Source organism: Variovorax sp. H27-G14 (genome assembly GCF_046156345.1).
In the GTDB taxonomy this organism is placed as follows: Bacteria; Pseudomonadota; Gammaproteobacteria; order Burkholderiales; family Burkholderiaceae_C; genus Variovorax.
The window spans coordinates 47,105-63,287 of the sequence record NZ_JAYLVN010000010.1; the positions used below are offsets into that span (position 1 = coordinate 47,105).

The 16,183-nt window shown below is 66.0% G+C and carries 16 protein-coding genes; 7 read left to right on the plus strand and 9 right to left on the minus strand.

Features of this window, described 5'->3' with window-relative positions:
• Positions 1-19: 19 nt before the first annotated feature.
• The 6 genes from VLK31_RS22000 to VLK31_RS22025 form a co-directional block, all read right to left on the minus strand.
• Positions 20-1,237: an NAD(P)/FAD-dependent oxidoreductase gene (locus VLK31_RS22000; RefSeq protein ID WP_409170573.1), complete on the minus strand. Its 1,218-nt coding sequence runs from the start codon at positions 1,235-1,237 to the stop codon at positions 20-22.
• Between the two features lie 151 nt (positions 1,238-1,388).
• Positions 1,389-2,792 carry an FAD-dependent oxidoreductase gene (locus VLK31_RS22005; RefSeq protein WP_409170574.1) on the minus strand — a complete coding sequence of 468 codons (1,404 nt, stop codon included), beginning with the start codon at positions 2,790-2,792 and terminating at the stop codon, positions 1,389-1,391.
• Positions 2,789-3,097, minus strand: a complete 309-nt coding sequence (locus VLK31_RS22010; RefSeq protein ID WP_409170575.1) for a (2Fe-2S)-binding protein — start codon at positions 3,095-3,097, stop codon at positions 2,789-2,791. Before VLK31_RS22010 ends, VLK31_RS22005 begins: the two co-directional genes overlap by 4 nt.
• Positions 3,098-3,892 (minus strand): ABC transporter permease, encoded by a 795-nt coding sequence (locus VLK31_RS22015; protein ID WP_409170576.1) that lies wholly within the window; start codon positions 3,890-3,892, stop codon positions 3,098-3,100.
• 366 nt (positions 3,893-4,258) lie between these two features.
• Positions 4,259-5,119 carry an ABC transporter permease gene (locus tag VLK31_RS22020; protein ID WP_409170577.1) on the minus strand — a complete coding sequence of 287 codons (861 nt, stop codon included), beginning with the start codon at positions 5,117-5,119 and terminating at the stop codon, positions 4,259-4,261.
• Positions 5,116-6,198: an ABC transporter ATP-binding protein gene (locus VLK31_RS22025; RefSeq protein WP_409170578.1), complete on the minus strand. Its 1,083-nt coding sequence runs from the start codon at positions 6,196-6,198 to the stop codon at positions 5,116-5,118. The genes VLK31_RS22020 and VLK31_RS22025 overlap by 4 nt, the downstream gene beginning before the upstream one ends.
• Positions 6,199-6,418: 220 nt before the next feature.
• On the opposite strand from VLK31_RS22025, the gene VLK31_RS22030 reads away from it, so the two are divergent.
• Positions 6,419-7,309, plus strand: coding sequence for an IclR family transcriptional regulator (locus tag VLK31_RS22030; RefSeq protein WP_409170579.1), 891 nt, complete (start codon positions 6,419-6,421; stop codon positions 7,307-7,309).
• A gap of 37 nt (positions 7,310-7,346) precedes the next feature.
• Here the strand turns inward: VLK31_RS22030 and VLK31_RS22035 are convergent, their stop codons facing one another.
• From VLK31_RS22035 to VLK31_RS22045, 3 genes are all read right to left on the minus strand, one after another.
• Positions 7,347-7,796 carry a DUF4174 domain-containing protein gene (locus tag VLK31_RS22035; RefSeq protein ID WP_409170580.1) on the minus strand — a complete coding sequence of 150 codons (450 nt, stop codon included), beginning with the start codon at positions 7,794-7,796 and terminating at the stop codon, positions 7,347-7,349.
• 2 nt (positions 7,797-7,798) lie between these two features.
• Positions 7,799-8,302, minus strand: coding sequence for a hypothetical protein (locus VLK31_RS22040; protein WP_409170581.1), 504 nt, complete (start codon positions 8,300-8,302; stop codon positions 7,799-7,801).
• Positions 8,303-8,411: 109 nt separating this feature from the next.
• Positions 8,412-9,353, minus strand: coding sequence for a LysR substrate-binding domain-containing protein (locus VLK31_RS22045; RefSeq protein ID WP_409170582.1), 942 nt, complete (start codon positions 9,351-9,353; stop codon positions 8,412-8,414).
• A 225-nt stretch (positions 9,354-9,578) separates the two neighbouring features.
• Between VLK31_RS22045 and VLK31_RS22050 the strand changes: the two genes are divergently transcribed.
• The 6 genes from VLK31_RS22050 to VLK31_RS22075 all read left to right on the plus strand — a co-directional run bounded on the left by VLK31_RS22050 (position 9,579) and on the right by VLK31_RS22075 (position 16,057).
• Positions 9,579-9,941 carry a hypothetical protein gene (locus VLK31_RS22050; protein WP_409170583.1) on the plus strand — a complete coding sequence of 121 codons (363 nt, stop codon included), beginning with the start codon at positions 9,579-9,581 and terminating at the stop codon, positions 9,939-9,941.
• Between the two features lie 49 nt (positions 9,942-9,990).
• Positions 9,991-10,860: a TauD/TfdA dioxygenase family protein gene (locus tag VLK31_RS22055; protein ID WP_409170584.1), complete on the plus strand. Its 870-nt coding sequence runs from the start codon at positions 9,991-9,993 to the stop codon at positions 10,858-10,860.
• A 25-nt stretch (positions 10,861-10,885) separates the two neighbouring features.
• Positions 10,886-12,082, plus strand: coding sequence for an MFS transporter (locus VLK31_RS22060; RefSeq protein WP_409170585.1), 1,197 nt, complete (start codon positions 10,886-10,888; stop codon positions 12,080-12,082).
• Positions 12,083-12,281: 199 nt separating this feature from the next.
• Positions 12,282-13,820, plus strand: a complete 1,539-nt coding sequence (locus VLK31_RS22065) for an aldehyde dehydrogenase family protein (RefSeq protein ID WP_409170586.1) — start codon at positions 12,282-12,284, stop codon at positions 13,818-13,820.
• Positions 13,821-13,922: 102 nt separating this feature from the next.
• A complete protein-coding gene (locus VLK31_RS22070) occupies positions 13,923-14,831 on the plus strand; it encodes an amino acid ABC transporter substrate-binding protein (RefSeq protein WP_409170587.1) in 909 nt (302 codons plus the stop codon).
• Positions 14,828-16,057, plus strand: a complete 1,230-nt coding sequence (locus tag VLK31_RS22075) for a pyridoxal phosphate-dependent aminotransferase (RefSeq protein ID WP_409170588.1) — start codon at positions 14,828-14,830, stop codon at positions 16,055-16,057. Before VLK31_RS22070 ends, VLK31_RS22075 begins: the two co-directional genes overlap by 4 nt.
• Positions 16,058-16,183 lie beyond the last annotated feature (126 nt).

Genomic DNA, 16,183 nt, shown 5'->3' on the forward strand with positions numbered 1-16,183 from the left:
GGGGGCTCTCCAATCAAGTTCAGGTGGGGAAGACAGCGGAAGCAGTGGAAACGGCGAACACAGTGGAAACTGTGGAAACAGGCGAACCGTCGGCGTCAGACGCCGCAGGGTGTGTGTCGAAGCGCTCGATGGCAAAGGCGTCGATGGGCGTTTTGGTGTGCCCGTCGCGCGCAAGCTCGGCCAGCACCTCGCCGGCGGCCGGGCCAATCTGAAAGCCCGCGCCCGCAAAGCCGAAGCCGTGGAACAGGCCGGGCGTGGTGCGGCTGGGGCCGAGCACCGGTTCGCGGTCGGGCAGGTAGCCCTCGGTGCCGCCCCAGGTGCGAATGATGTGCGCATGCCGCAGCACGGGCAGCAGCTCGACGGCCTGCTGCGCCAGCATGGCGATGCCGTCGCGCTCCGCGCGTGCGCGTTCGGTGTCCAGCGAAATGCCGGTGCCCCCGCCCAGCACCAGGTTGCCGCGCGCGACCTGGCGGCAGTAGATGCCGCCGCCTTCCACGCCCAGGCTCCAGTCCATGAAGTGCGGCACCGGTTCGGTCACCGCCATCAGCGGGCTGCGCCAGGTCATGGGCGGTGTCTCGTTGAACTGGCTGGCAATGGCACCGGCCCAGGCGCCCGCGCAGTTCAGCAGCACCGGCGCCTGCACTTCGAGCGTGCCTTGCGCATGCGCCGCGCGCACCATGAACAGCTCGCCGTCGTGCGCCACCTCTTCGACCTTGTGGCGCTCGAACACCTGCGCGCCCGCGTGCTGCGCCGCCAGCGCGAAGGCCGGCGACACCAGGCGCGGGTTGGCCTGCCCGTCTTCCAGGCACAGCGAGCCGCCCACGGCGCGCGTGCCGAGCCAGGGGCACTGGGTGCGCAGGCGCGCGGCGGAAATGAGCTCGAGGCCCAGGTCGAAGTCGCTGCTCATCGCGCGGTAGCGCTCCAGCGCGGCCATGTCGGCTTCGCTGCGCGCAATCTTGAAATGGCCCGAGCGCACGTACTCGCCGTCGGTGCCCAGCAGCGCGGGCAGCTGGCCCCAGATGCGGTGCGCGCGCTGCGCCAGCGGCAGCTGGCTCAGCGGGCGGCCCTGGCGGCGCACACCGCCGAAGTTGACGCCGCTGGAGCGCGAGCCGCACAGGTCGCGCTCCAGCAGCACCACGGCCGCGCCCATGCGTCGCAGCGCCAGCGCGGCCGACGCACCGACGATGCCGCCACCGACGATGGCGACGTCGGTGCGCAGTTTCTTGATGGTGCTCATGCGGGTGCTGCCTGTCTTTCTCCCTCCCCTTCCGGGGGAGGGCAGGGGTGGGGGCTGGCGGCGCATCCAATGGGCGCTCTGCTTGCCCCCATCCCAGCCTTCCCCCAGAGGGGGAAGGAGCAAGACGCAAGACCGGCGAGAGTGTGGGTGCTCATGTGGTGCTCCCTTCGGCCTGCACGAGCCGAATCGGAATCGGCTTGATCGGCGCCTGTCCGCGCAGCCGGCCGACCTGTTCCAGCGGCTGCTGCGTGGCATGCGCCAGGATCTCTGCCGCCGCCACGCCGCACATGCGGCCCTGGCAGCGCCCCATGCCCACGCGCGACAGCGCCTTGAGCCGGTTCATCTCGGCCGCACCATTCACGGCCACCGCCTGGCGCAAGGTGCCCGCCGTGATGTTCTCGCAGCGGCAGACCACGAGGTCGTCAGGTGCGTGCGTGGCCCAGTCCTGCGGCACCGGAAAGGCGCGCTCCAGGCCTTCACGAAAACCCATGAGCTTGTCGAGCTGGCGTTCGAGCTGCGCCGCGCGCGCCGTGTCGACCGCCACACCGTTGTCGGCCAGCAGCGCCAATGCCGCGCGCTCGCCGGCCCATTCGGCCGCGTCCGCGCCCATGATGCCGGCGCCGTCGCCTGCCAGGTACACACCCGCCACGCTCGCGCGGCCCGCCGCGTCGCGCACCGGCAGGTGGGCGCGGTGCATGGGCGCGTAGTTGAAGCGGCAGCCCAGCAGGTCGGCCAGTTGCGTCTCGGAGCGCAGGGCGTAGCCGAAGCCGATGGCGTCGCAGGCCAGCGTGTGTTCGTGGCCGCCGTGCTGCCAGGCCACGCCGGTCACGCGGCTTTGCGCGTCATCGCCGAGCACGCGCACCGGCCGCACGCCGCTGTGCAGCGCCACGCCATTCGCGCGCAGCCAGCCGACGAAGTACACGCCCTTGGCGAACACGGCGGGCTGCGTCAGCAGCGCGGGCGTGGCGGCCAGCTGGTTGGCGAGGCGCGCGGTGTCGAGCACCGCGGCCACGTTCACACCCGCCTTCGCATACTGGTAGGCCACCAGGTACAGCAGCGGCCCGGTGCCCATGAACACCACGCGCTGGCCAATGGCGCAGCCCTGGAACTTGAGCGCCACCTGCGCGCCGCCCAGCGTGTACACACCGGGCAGCGTCCAGCCCGGCAGCGGCAGCACGCGGTCGGTGGCGCCCGTGGCCACGATCAGGTGGCTGTAGGGCACCTGGCGGGTGCTGTGCGTGGGGCCGTGCATCACGTCGAGCTGTTGGTCTTGCGCGTTCCACACCAGGCTGTCGGGGTGGTGGTCGATGCAGCCTTGCAGGCCGTCGAAGGCCGCATGCAACGCGCTGGCGCGTTTCGCCTCGAAGCCGTAGAGCGCTTGCGCGGTGCGCTGCACCAGCCCCACGGGCGGTCGGCGGTAGATCTGGCCGCCGGCGCGCGGTGCCTCGTCGATCACCACCGGCCGCAGGCCGTGCGCCACCAGCGTCTGCGCGGCGCGCACGCCGGCCGGGCCGGCACCGACGACCACGGGGCGAAGTGGGTTGGCCGCGGTCATGCGCTGTTCTTTCCGGTGACCAGCGCCATGCCGGGCGCGATGAAGGTCGCGCAGGCGCGCAGGCGTTCGCCTTCGTCGGTGGCAATCCAGCAGTCCTGGCAGGCGCCCATCATGCAGAAGCCCGCGCGCGGCAGGCCGCTGAACTCGTTGCGCCGCAGCTGTGTGCCTTGCGTGAGCACGGCGGTCAGCACGGTGTCGCCGGCCAGGGCGCTGGCCGGTGCGCCGTCGAGCGTGAACGGCACGGCGGCGCGCCCGGTGGTTTCGGCCACGCGGTGGAGCAAGGCACCGAAGGTCTTCGTCGTCATTTATCTGCGCCCCACCAGCACGCGGTCCAGGCCATAGACGCGGTCGAGCACGATCATCGCCACGGCCGTTACCGCCACCATCAGCGCCGACACCGCGGCCATCAGCGGGTCGATGGATTCGGTGGCGTACATGTACATGCGCACGGGCAGCGTCACGGTGCTGGGCGAGGTGACGAAGATCGACATGGTCACTTCGTCGAAGCTGTTGATGAACGACAGCAGCCAGCCGCCCGTGACGCCGGGCAGGATCATCGGCAGCGTGATGCGGCGGAACACGGTGGCCTGGCTGGCGCCAAGCGACAGCGCGGCCTGTTCGGCGCTGCGGTCGAAGCCCACCAGCGCGGCGACCACCAGGCGCAGTGTGTAGGGCGTGACGATGAGTGCATGTGCCATCACCAGCCAGGCGAAGCTGCCCGTGCCACCGACCAGCGAGAACAGCCGCAGCAGCGCCACGCCCAGCACCAGGTGCGGCACGATGAGCGGCGACAGGAACAGTCCGTTCAGGAAGTCGCGTCCTGGAAACGCGTAGCGGGTGATCGCCATGCCGGCCGGCACTGCCAGCAGCGTGGCGATGGTGGCGGAGCTGAGCCCGAGCCACAGGCTGTTCCAGAACGACTGCATGAAGTCGGGGTGTGCGAACACGGCCTTGAACCAGCGCAGGGAGAAGTGCGTGGTGGGAATGGTCAGCGTGTTTTCGGGCGTGAACGCGACCACGCACACCACCACCAGCGGGGCCAGCATGAAGGTGATGACCAGCGCGTTGAACGCCAAGGCCAGGGGGCCGTTCTTGTTCATGTCAGGCCTTTTTTGGGGTGCTTGTTTTCTGAGCGCTGTTGTTCAGGGCGCTGTCGTTCAGGGCGAGTGCCCAGGCCACCCGGTGTCCCCTTCCTCGAATGTCCCCCGGCCTTGCGGCCTCCTCCTTTATTTCTCGGAAGGGGACACCGGGTGCCCTGTGCACTTGGGCACGCTGCTGGTGATCGCTCGATCAACGACCGCTCTGGATAACGGTCACGCCGATGGTGGGCTTCTTTTCGCGAAATAAAGGAGGAGGCCGCAGGCCGGGGGACATTCGAGAAAAGAAGCACACCGTCGGCGTGATCGCGCCCTGAATGACCCCGTGCCGAAGCGACCAAACGACGAAGACAGAAGCAAGCGGCCATCTCAGCCCAGCGCTTTCTTGTAGCGGCCTTCGACAAGGCGGTTGTAGCTCAGCATCACCACCAGATTGGCCACCAGCAGCACCAACGCCACCGCCGCACCCAACGGCCAGTTGAGCTCGCTCAGGTACTCGTCGTACACGATGGTGGCCACCATCTTCAGCCGACGCCCACCCAACAGACCCGGAATGGCGAACGAACTCGCGGCCAGACCGAACACGATCAGGCTGCCCGACAAGATGCCCGGCATCACCTGCGGCAATACGATGCGCCGCAACGTCGTGAAAGGCGTGGCGCTGAGCGACAAGGCCGCGTTCTCCACGCCCGGGTCGAGCTTCTGCAACGACGTCCACACCGGAATCACCATGAACGGCAACATCACATGCACCAGCGCAATGACCACTGCCGCGTTGGTGTACAAAATTTTCACCGGCCCGATGCCCACCAGCTGCAGCAGCCCGTTCACCGCGCCCTCAGGGCCCAGCAACATGCTCCAGCCGAAAGCACGCACCACCACCGACACCAGCAACGGCGCCAGCACCACCAGCAACAGCACCGAACGCCACGGGTTGCGCATGCGGCTGAGCACGTAAGCCTCCGGCGCGCCGACGACCACGCAGATCAGCGTGACCAGGCCCGACACCCAGAAGGTGCGCCAGAAGATGCCAAGGTAATACGAGTCGGAAAACACCAGCGCGTAATGGTCCAGCGTGAACTCGCCGGACTTCGGGCCGGTGGCCGGGTCGTACACGTTGAACGACAACACCGCCGTGAGCAGCAGCGGCACCACCAGCAACGCGGTGAACAGCAGCAGCGCGGGGGCGGAGAGCCACCACGGGGTGGCCTTGTTCCGTGCCGTGGTCATGCGGCAACGGCCTTGGCCGCGACAGCGTCCGACGGCAGCAGCCGCATGCAGTGCGCCGGCCAGTCCAGCCCGGTGCGGCTGCCTTCTTCGAGCGCTTCGCGCCCGTCGTTGGGGCTCAGCACGGTGAGGTCGCCCACGGGCGTGGCCAGGCGGTAGAGCCACTGGCTGCCGAGGAAAAAGCGCTCCTGGACCTCGCCGTCGATGCGGCCACTGCCCACGGGCACCAGCTGCAGCTTTTCAGGCCGCACGCTCAGCAGCGCCGCGGCATCGACGCTGAAGCCCGTGTCGTCCACGTCCAGCGAGAGCGCGCCCACCTCCACGCAGGTGCGCGTGGCGCCGCTGCCGGACACGCGGCAGTCCAGCAAATTGGCCTTGCCCACGAAGGTGGAAATGAAGCGCGTGCTGGGGTGTTCGTACACGCGCTGCGGATGGTCGATTTGCGTGGCGCAGCCGCCTTCCATCACCACCACGCGGTCGCTGATGGACATGGCCTCGCTCTGGTCGTGCGTGACCATCACCGTGGTGGTGCCCACCTTGCGCTGGATCTGCCGCAGCTCGAACTGCATCTCCTCGCGCAGCTTGGCGTCCAGGTTGGACAAGGGCTCGTCCAGCAGCAGCACCGGCGGCTCGATGACCAGCGCGCGGGCCAGCGCCACGCGCTGCCGCTGGCCGCCCGACAGCTCACGCGGGTAGCGCGTGGCGTGCGCCTCCAGGTGCACCAGCGCCAGCGCCTGCTTCACGCGTTCAATGCGCTCGGCCTTGGGCATCTTGCGCATCTCCAGGCCAAAGCTCACGTTGTCGGCCACCGTCATGTGCGGGAACAGCGCATACGTTTGAAACACGATGCCCAGCCCGCGCGTGTTGGCCTTGGCGTGGGTGATGTCCTTGCCCGCGAGCTCGATGCGCCCGCTGCTCACGGCCTCGAAGCCCGCAATCATCTGCAGCGTGGTGGTCTTGCCGCAGCCCGAGGGGCCAAGCAGCGAAACGAACTCGCCTTTTTCCACCGTGAGGTTCATGGCCGACACCGCACGGGTGGTGCCGTAGAACTTGGTCACGTCGGTGAGCCGGAGGAATGACATGGAACGGTGCCTTTCTGCGGGAGCAAAAAAAGAGGGCCATGGGCACCCGGATTCATCTTGGTGCGGGCCATGGACGGCTTGCTGCTTTCAATTCACTCTATTGCAACGATTGCGCCAGATCGCAGCGGGTATTCCATTAATCAGAATATTTCTTCAATTTATTCCGTTCAATGGAATATCATGGCCGAACGCTATGCATCGGATTCCACAGGAGCAAGGTATGGACAGCAGTTCGGCAACCAAGCCACCCGCCGCGCCCGCAGCCACGACCGCCGCGGCCGCAAGCGGCGGCGTGCCGCGCGTCTTTTCGGTGATTCGCGCGCTGGGCGCGGTGCAGGCCGAAGGCGGGCGCGTGACGCAGATCGCACGCTCGGTGGGCCTCACCCAGGCCACCACGCACCGTCTGCTGCAGTCGCTCATGGCCGAAGGCATGGTCGAGCAGGACGAGCGCAGCAAGCTCTACCGGTTGAGCGTCGACTTCTTCGCGCTCGCGGCCAGCGCGGGCAACCCCGGCGACCTGCGCTCCATCTGCCGCCCGGTGCTGCTGCGCCTGTGCGCGAGCCTGGGCGACAGCATCTTCCTGCTGGCGCGCAGCGGCTTCGACGCCATCTGCCTGGACCGCAGCGAGGGGCCGTTTCCCATTCGCTCGTTCACCGGTGACATCGGCGGGCGCATTGCGCTGGGCGTGGGGCAGGGCGCGCTGGCCATCCTGGCGTTTCTGCCGGAGGCGGAGCGCGAGGAGGTGATTCGCTTCAACCTGTCGCGCGTGCGCGAGTACGGCGTGTACGACGAGGTGTACCTGCGCACCGAGATCGAGCGCGTGCGCCAGGCCGGCTACGCGGGGCGCAACACCGGGCTGCTCGAAGGCATGGCCGGCGTGGCCGTGCCCATCCTCGACCGCGAAGGGCGGGCGGTGGCGGCATTGAGCGTGGGCACCATCGCCGATCGGCTCAACGCCGATCGCATGCCGACGGTGGTGGAACTGCTCAAGCGCGAAGCGGCGGCCATCGGGCCGAAGATCAACCCCTTCGACGCCACGCTGCGGCGGCCCGCGCAGAGCCTGGCGAGTTCGCCGGCGGGGCGAAAGATCGAAGTGCCGGACGTGCAGTAAGTGCGGAACGTGCCCGCATCGGCCTGACCGCGCACCCTCAGCGCTGGCGCATCGGCATGCGGTCGATCTCGGCGAACACCGCCTGAAGGTCGACCTGCGGCCCTTCGGTCAGCTTCACGCCGCCGTCCTTGCCGACCAGCACAAAGGTCGGCGGGCCGGCCGCATCGAGCTTCAGTGCCGCCAGCAGCGCGCGGGTCTGCGCGGGCGCCATCTGCTTGTGGTTGCGGCGGCCTTCGCCCGCGACCACGGTGTACAGCACCATCTCGCGCTCGATGAAGGCCTCGCGCGTGGTGGTCTTGCGCAGGGCGGTTTCAACCTTGCGCAGCAGCGCATCGCCCGCCTGCGGCACCACCACGACCACCGGGCGGGTCTTCCAGCGCTCGGCCGCGAGCGGGTTGCTGTCGGCAGGCACGGCAGCTGCAGCTGAGAGCGGCATCGCGATGCTCAGCGCGGCCAGGGTGGACTGGAAGAAGCTTGAAAAAGCCATGCTCACTCCTTCAGCTTGACGTCTTCGCTCTTGGCTTCCGCCATGGCTTCGGGCTCCAGCTCTTCGGCGTAGCGGTTCAGCCGAATGAACACGCCCCAGCCCGCCATCAGCAGGCCCACCGCGCTCAGCAGGGCGGCGCCGTACAGCATGAGCTCGGGCTTTTCGCGCGCCTTGAAGATCGCGACCAGCCCCTCGACCGCCACGGCCACCACGATCACCACCATGAAGCGCGAAAGAAACCGGCGCACGCGCGTCGGCGCGCCGATGTGGGCGTCGCGCACCACTTCTTCTTCCAGCACGGTCTGGGAGATTTGCAGGGCCACCACCGCGGCCGCCAGCAGCCCGACCGCCTCGATCACCGCCTCCGCCGCCGAAATGCCGATGCCCTGCATGACCGCGACAAAGCCGGCATGCCCCGCCACCACGATCAGCACCACGGCCGCGGCGGCGAAGGCGAACGCCGTGAGCGCGTGCAGGGCGGCGTAGAGGGAGAGGATCAGCTTCATGGTGGTGGCGCATCTTGGCGGGCGCAAAGGGCGGTGTGCGTAGGCGCGCAGGCCGTTGCGCAGGGAGCGCGCGCCGAGTCGTCCGGCAGCTGGGCACGCGCTCGGCAAGCTACTCCCAAGGTGGCAACTGCTCCAGCAGGAACTCGTGCAGGCACTTGGCCGCTCTCGGCAACTCGCGGTTCGCCCGGTTCAGCCACATTTCAGAGCACGGCAGCGCCGGGAAGCCTTCCTCCGGCGTCAAGGTACGCAGGCCCGCGACCGTGCCGACCGTCGCTTCATGGAACACGCCGACCGCCAGCCCGGCGAGAACGCTCGCCTTGAGCACTTCGACACTCGAACTTTCCTGCACTACCACCCAGCGCCGCCCGGCCTGCGTCAACGCCTCCTGCGCCCATCGCCTGAGCAGCGAGCCTTGTGGAAGCAACGCCAAGGGAACAGGTGTCTTGCCATGGGCGGCGGCTTGCATCGACGTCGCCCAGACCGCCTGGTCCTTGCGCAGCAGGATGCCGTGGCCTTGTCCCCCCTGAAAGGCATTGATCGTGAGATCGAACGCCGGCCCGAGCTTTCGCTGCATCTGCTCTGCCACGCCGACTTGAAGATCGATGTGGATGGCGGGGTAGAGATTCGAAAACTCCGCCAGCAGCGACGGCAGCACCGTGGTGGCGTAGTAGTTGGTCGCGCCCATGCGCACGGACCCGCTCACGACGCCCGGCCGCAGCTTGTCCATGGCCTCGTTGTTCAGCGCCAGCAGCTGGCGGGCGTAGCCGAGCAGCACCTTGCCTTGCTCGGAAAGTTTCAGTTGTCTTTTGGGTGGGTCGAAAAGGTCGAACCCGATGCAATCTTCGAGGCGAGAGATTTGCTGGCTTATTGCCGCCTGCGTGCGGTGCAGGTAATGCGCGGCAGGCGTGTAGCCATTGCATTCGACCACCGCAACGAAAGCACGCAGCAATTCAGGCGCCAGCAGGCGGCCTCGAAGCATGCCCTTGCCGACTGCAATATCGTCGTCTTTGCTGGACTGCGGTGCGGTTTGCAGGTGGTCATCTCGTTTCATTTTTCCGTCCCTTGCGGTTATTCACCGTTCCCTGAAATCAGTTTAAGCGACGGCGGATATGACAACCACTGGCCAGACGCGAATATTCTCCCAAGGGGAATGATTGCAGGCCTTTTCGGCGCGCGCCCACCGCATCGGGGAAACCTGTCACAACGGGGCATGCGAGATTTCAAAGAACTCGATCACAAGACGTTATGCAAATCATAAGGATAATTTGTTTGTTCCATGGCTTGGTTCTCCAATACGATTCATCGCGAGCGGGAGTTGATTGGCAATTTCCCTATAAAAGGGAAGTGCATGACAAAAAAATATGTAACTATTTTTGTTGGAATTTTTTGGGCTGCATTGGCGAACTCTGCGCCAACCACGCCGCTACAAAACTTCATTGCTGATCGAGAGTTTTGTGCTTACATGGCAGCCCTTCCTGAAAATGACTCAAAAATATTCCTGGAGCGGTACGAGATTGCGATGCGCGGGGCGATTGCATTTATCCGCAAGAATAATCAAAAAATGTCGGAAGATCAGGCTTTATTTTCAATTAAAGCTCAATGCGATGCGGCATTGAATTCAATGCTGCACTATAAATAAAATTATCAAGGGGGTTGAAGAGGTGATAAATAATTCGATATGCCAAGACGTGGGGGCCTTGCAGGCTATTGCACTATCCGGCGGGCTTGGCGCTGAGCTACGTGGCGTATTCATTTGTAGCAGAATGCCGCAAGAAAAAATTGATTTCATTCAACAGATGTTGCTGAAGCATCGCGTGATTTTTTTCAGGAATCAGTATCAAATAACCGATCAGTCGCATCGTGATTTCGCGCAGAACTTTGGCGAGATCGTGAGTCATCCTATGGTTGCCGCCCAGAAAGAGCCGGCGATCCTTGAGCTTCATTCCCACAAGGGGGGACGCGCCAACTCGTGGCACACCGACGTCACATTCGATCTCCAACCGCCGAAACTTTCCATTCTTCGCGCCGTAACGGTGCCGGACCTCGGCGGTGACACAGTCTGGGCCAACACGGTAGCCGCCTATGAACATCTGCCAGATCACCTCAAGGCATTGGCAGAAAAGCTCTGGGCCGTGCACGGCAATGATTTCGACTACGCCGCAAGCCGGGTCGAACTGCTACATGACGACACCGCGAGGAAATATCGTTCGCAGTACGCCGCGCAAGTGATCAAGAGCGAGCATCCCGTCGTTCGCGTGCACCCCGAAACTGGCGAGAAAAGCCTGCTGCTCGGCCACTACGCGCAGCGCTTCGTGAACTGCAACACATACGATTCGGACAGGCTCTACGAGATTTTCCAAGCGCATGTGACGCGCTTGGAAAACACCATCCGATGGCATTGGGCTGCTGGCGATGTAGCTATGTGGGACAACCGCTCCACTCAGCATTACGCCATCAATGATTACGGCGATAGAACGCGAGTCATGCGGCGGGTAACTATCGTGGGCGACGTGCCGGTGGCTGCGGACGGCTCTCGGAGCCGAGCTCATGCGCACTGAATAAGTTGCCCCGAACCTGTTCGACATGACCACTCAAGGTGACAACCTTGCCGGTGCCAGCCTCTCCACTCGCAGTTTTTTGAACGGGCTGGTTTGTCTGTCGCTGTTGATGGGCCTGAGCATCGGCTATTCCAGGGTGGTCACGACCCTGTATGCGGTAAAGATGGACGCGAGCGGTTGGATGCTTGCCGCCTTGGCCATGTCCCAGAGCGTCGGCATGCTGGTGCTGGCAACCTCGGCCGGTCGCTGGGTTGACGTCTATGGCGTACGCGTTGTCTTCGTCGTGGGCTCGGCTTGGGCCATGCTCATGTGCCTGCTGACACCGCTGGTGCCGACCTTCTGGGCACTGTTGCTATTCTCCGCAGCCGCGAGCTTGGCCATGCCCCCCCGATTCGTGTCGATTAACACCATTTTCATGAGTCGGCTGCGTGAACTCGGAAAGCAACGTGCAGGGTGGTTCAGGGCAGCTCACGTGGTTGGGATGACTTTTTTGGGCGCGGTCCTGGCAACGACGCTGTTTCCTTTGCATGGACCCGTGTTTGCCTTCTGGGGCGCCGCCGCCATATTCGCGTTGAACATCGCAGTGTTCCTGCTAGGTATCGGCCATGGTAGACAGCCGGAACTGAAGCGGGGCAAAGCGGGAGAGCGGGGGACTCTTGCGCAACTGTTCAAGGCAATGCCCGCGCGGCGCGTTGCGATCTGGGAGTTCTCCATTCAGTCGTTGAATGCCTACTTTGCTTTCTATATCGTGATCATCGTTCTGCGCTACCTGCATTTGCCAGAGCGCACGGCTGGCTTCGTGGTCGCCACGCAGGGGCTGGCGTTCGTTCTGACACTGGTAACAGCCGGGCGGCTTGTGGTGGGGCGTCCTCGCGCAAGCCGCATCCTGGGTGGTCTTTTGGTTGTGAGTGCCCTGATTGGTTTGGCTGTGTCGCGCGCGACGGCAGAGACCTGTATCTTTGCGGCGGTTCTGGGGAGTGGCCTCGGCCTGTTGCAGATCATCAATCTCACCGAGTTCGCCATCCTTGGCGAGACGATCGGGTTCAGTCAGGCGGCAACGATCAACGCGCTTGCCGGCCCCTGCGGTGGCCTGTTTGGCGGCCTGTTGGGTGGCTTGCTCGAGCACTGGATTGCACCTCAGTCGTTGTTTCTGGCGTTCATTCCGCTTTTCATACTTCTGATCTTGATCAGGCCGGGGAAGAAAACAACGCTTGGCGTGTGAACGGCTGCTGAGACGGGCGAGGCGGAGCGATATCCGGTTCGCGCAGCAGTTCGTCGATGGCGATGGTCCAAGGTCCTTCCTGAAACGCATCACATCCTTCCATCTTTTCACTAGGCATTCGCGCGGAGTTCGCTGATATTGGCCGGGTTTTCGCACCCCCTGCAGCCTTCTTCTTTCACCTCCTCCACGGAGCGCGTCCATGTCCGAAGCCCCCACCTCCCTTCCCGTTGCCACCGAAGTCGCCCGACTGCTGGAGCGCCTTGGCGTGCCCCGCGCGGCCCACACCGGCGGCGAACTGACGGTGCGCTCGCCGGTTTCCGGCGAGGTGGTCGCGCAGGTGGCGCAGACCTCGCCGGCCGAAGCCACCGCCGCCATCGGCCGCGCGCACGACGCGTTCAAGGCCTGGCGCAACGTGCCGGCCCCGCGCCGCGGCGAGCTGGTGCGCCTGCTGGGCGAAGAGCTGCGCGCGGCCAAGGTCGACCTGGGCCGCCTGGTCACGCTGGAGGCCGGCAAGATTCCGTCCGAAGGCGCGGGCGAGGTGCAGGAAATGATCGACATCTGCGACTTTGCCGTGGGCCTGTCGCGCCAGCTCTACGGCCTCACGCTGGCCACCGAGCGCGCCGAGCACCGCATGATGGAAACTTGGCATCCGCTGGGCGTGTGCGGCGTGATCTCGGCCTTCAACTTTCCCGTGGCCGTGTGGTCGTGGAACGCCGCGCTGGCGCTGGTGTGCGGCGACTCGGTGGTGTGGAAGCCGTCCGAAAAAACCCCGCTCACCGCGCTGGCCGTGCACGCCATCGCGCAGCGCGCCGTTGCCCGTTTCGGCGACGCGCCCGAAGGCCTGCTGGGCCTGCTGCTGGGCCAGCGCGACATCGGCGAAGTGCTGGTGGACGACCACCGCGTGCCCATCCTCTCGGCCACCGGCTCCACCGCCATGGGCCGGCAGGTCGGCCCCAAGCTGGCCGCGCGCTTTGCCCGCGCCATTCTGGAGCTGGGCGGCAACAACGCCGCCATCGTCACGCCCTCGGCCGACCTCGATCTCACGCTGCGCGGCATCGCCTTCTCGGCCATGGGCACGGCCGGCCAGCGCTGCACCACGCTGCGCCGCCTGTTCGTGCACGACAGCGTGTACGACGCGCTGGTGCCCAAGCTGGCCAAGGTGTACGGCAACGTGCAGGTCGGCGACCCGCGCGAGGCCGGCACACTGGTCGGCCCGCTGATCGACCGCGCGGCCTTCGACGGCATGCAGAAGGCGCTGGGCGAAAGCCGCGAAATTGGCGCCACGGTGCATGGCGGCCAACGCGTGGAAGGCATCGGCACGGCGGACGCCTTCTACGTGCGCCCCGCGCTGGTCGAGCTGAAGTCGCACGACGGCCCGGTGCTGCGCGAAACCTTCGCGCCCATCCTGTACGTGGTGCGCTACAGCACGCTGGACGAGGCCATCGAATGGCACAACGCGGTGGGCGCGGGCCTGTCGTCGTCGATCTTCACGCTGAACGTGCGCGAGGCCGAGCGCTTCATGTCGAGCGCGGGCTCGGACTGCGGCATTGCCAACGTCAACATCGGCCCGAGTGGCGCGGAAATCGGCGGCGCCTTCGGTGGCGAGAAAGAAACCGGCGGCGGGCGCGAAGCCGGCTCCGACAGCTGGAAGGCGTACATGCGCCGCGCCACGAACACCATCAACTATTCGACGGCGTTGCCGCTCGCACAGGGCGTGACCTTCGATATCGGCGACTGATCGCCTTTCCGGTTCGCTCGCACCTGCCGCGCGGCGCTTCGCCGCGGTGGCAGGCGGGCGGCCGCATGCATTCACCAAAACCATAACCAGGAGACAGAGAACATGAACATTCCCTTCAAGACCGCTGCAACCACCGGCATTGCCGCCGCGCTGCTCGCGCTCGCATTCGGCGCCTCGGCACAAACCGCCACCGGCACGCTCGACAAGATCAAGAGCAGCGGCAAGGTGGTGCTTGGCGTGCGCGAGGCGTCGCCGCCCATGGCCTACATGCTGGGCGCGGGCGACAAGTACGTGGGCTACCACGTCGAACTGTGCGAGCGCGTGCTGAAGGACATCGTGCCCAACGCCAAGCTGGAGTACATGGCCGTGACCGCGCAGAACACCATTCCGCTGGTGCAGAACGGCACGCTGGACATCGGCTGCGGCCCCACCACCAACAACACCGCGCGCCAGCAGCAGGTGGCCTTTGCGCTCACCACGTACGTGAGTGAAGTGCGCATGGCCACCAAGGTCGACTCGGGCATCACCTCGCTGGACCAGCTTGCGGGGCGCAACGTGTCGGCCTCGACCGGCACCACCGCCGTGCAGCTGCTGCGCAAGCGCGAGCGCGCGCAGAACGTGTCTTACAACACCATGCTCGGCAAGGACCACCTGGAGAGCTTTCTGCTGATGGAGTCGGGCCGCGCCGACGCCTTCGTGCTCGACGACAACCTGCTGGCCGGCATCATCGCCAACTCCAAGAGCCCCGCGAGCTACCGCATCGTGGGCGAGGCGCTGGGCTCCGAGCCCATCGCGCTGCTGTTCCGCAAGGACGACCCGGCCTTCAAGACCGCGGTGGACGATTCGCTGCGCAAGCTCATGAAGAGCGGTGAGGTCGAGAAGATCTACACCAAGTGGTTCGTGGCCGCCATTCCGCCGAAGAACACCAGCCTGAACCTGCCGATGAGCCCCGCGCTGAAGCAGCTGATGCTTGAGCCCAACGACAAGCCGCTGGAAGCCTACGCAAAGTGACAGCAGACACCGCCGACGTCATCGCATTCCAGCCGGCGCAGCGCGTGCGCGCCATCGGCGTGTCGGAAATCCTGCGCATCACCGACCACGCCAATGCGCTCAAGCGCGCGGGCCGTCCGGTGATCGTGCTGGGCGCGGGCGAGCCCGACTTCGACACGCCGCTCAACGTGCGCGACGCCGCGGTGCGCGCCATAGAGCGTGGCGACACGCGCTACACGGTGCTCGACGGCAGCCCGGCGATGAAGGCGGCGGTGCAGCTGAAGTTCCAGCGCGACAACGCGCTGGACTTTGCGCTCGACGAAATCAGTGTGAGCGCGGGCGCCAAGCAGGTGATCTTCAATGCGCTGATGGCCAGCCTGAACCCCGGCGACGAGGTGATCCTGCCCGCGCCGTACTGGACGTCTTACGCCGACATCGTGCAGATCTGCGGCGGTGTGCCGGTGGCGGTGGCGGGCAGCGAGGCGAACGGTTTTCGCATCGACGCGGCGCAGCTCGAGGCGGCCATCACGCCGCGCACGCGCTGGCTGTTTCTCAACTCGCCGTCCAACCCCAGCGGCGCGGCCTACAGCGCCGCGCAGCTCGAGCCGCTGTGCGATGTGCTGCTGCGCCACCCGCAGGTGTGGGTGCTGGCGGACGACATCTACGAACACATTCTTTACGACGGCCTGGCGTTCGCCACGCCCGTGGCGGTGGCGCCGCGCCTGCGCGAACGCACGCTGACGGTCAACGGTGTGTCCAAGGCCTACGCCATGACCGGCTGGCGCGTAGGTTACGGCGCGGGTCCGCGCGCGCTCATCGCGGCCATGGCCGTGGTGCAGAGCCAGACCACCTCGTGCCCGTCGTCGATCAGCCAGGCCGCGGCCATCGAGGCGCTGACCGGACCGCAGGGCATCGTGGCCGAGCGCTGCGCCGACTTTCAGGCGCGGCGCGACTTCGTGGTGGCCGCGCTGAACCGCGCGCCGGGGCTGCGCTGCCGCGTGCCGGAAGGCGCGTTCTATACCTTCGCGAGCTGCGCCGGCGTGCTCGGCAAGCGCACGCGCGGCGGCACGCTGCTGCAAAGCGACAGCGACTTCTGCAGCTACCTGCTGCAGGACTTCGAGGTGGCGGTGGTGCCGGGCAGCGTGTTCGGGCTGGCGCCGTACTTCCGAATTTCGTATGCGACGTCGATGTCGCAACTGGAAGAGGCGTGCAGCCGCATCATTGCCGCGTGCCAAGCCCTCGAATGACCCCGCATGGCTCCCTCCCCTTCCGGGGGAGGGCAGGGGTGGGGGCTCGCGGCATGTCGATTGCTGTTGGCGTATTCAGCGCCGCTGGCCCCCATCCCAGCCTTCCCCCGGGAGGGGAAGGAGCAA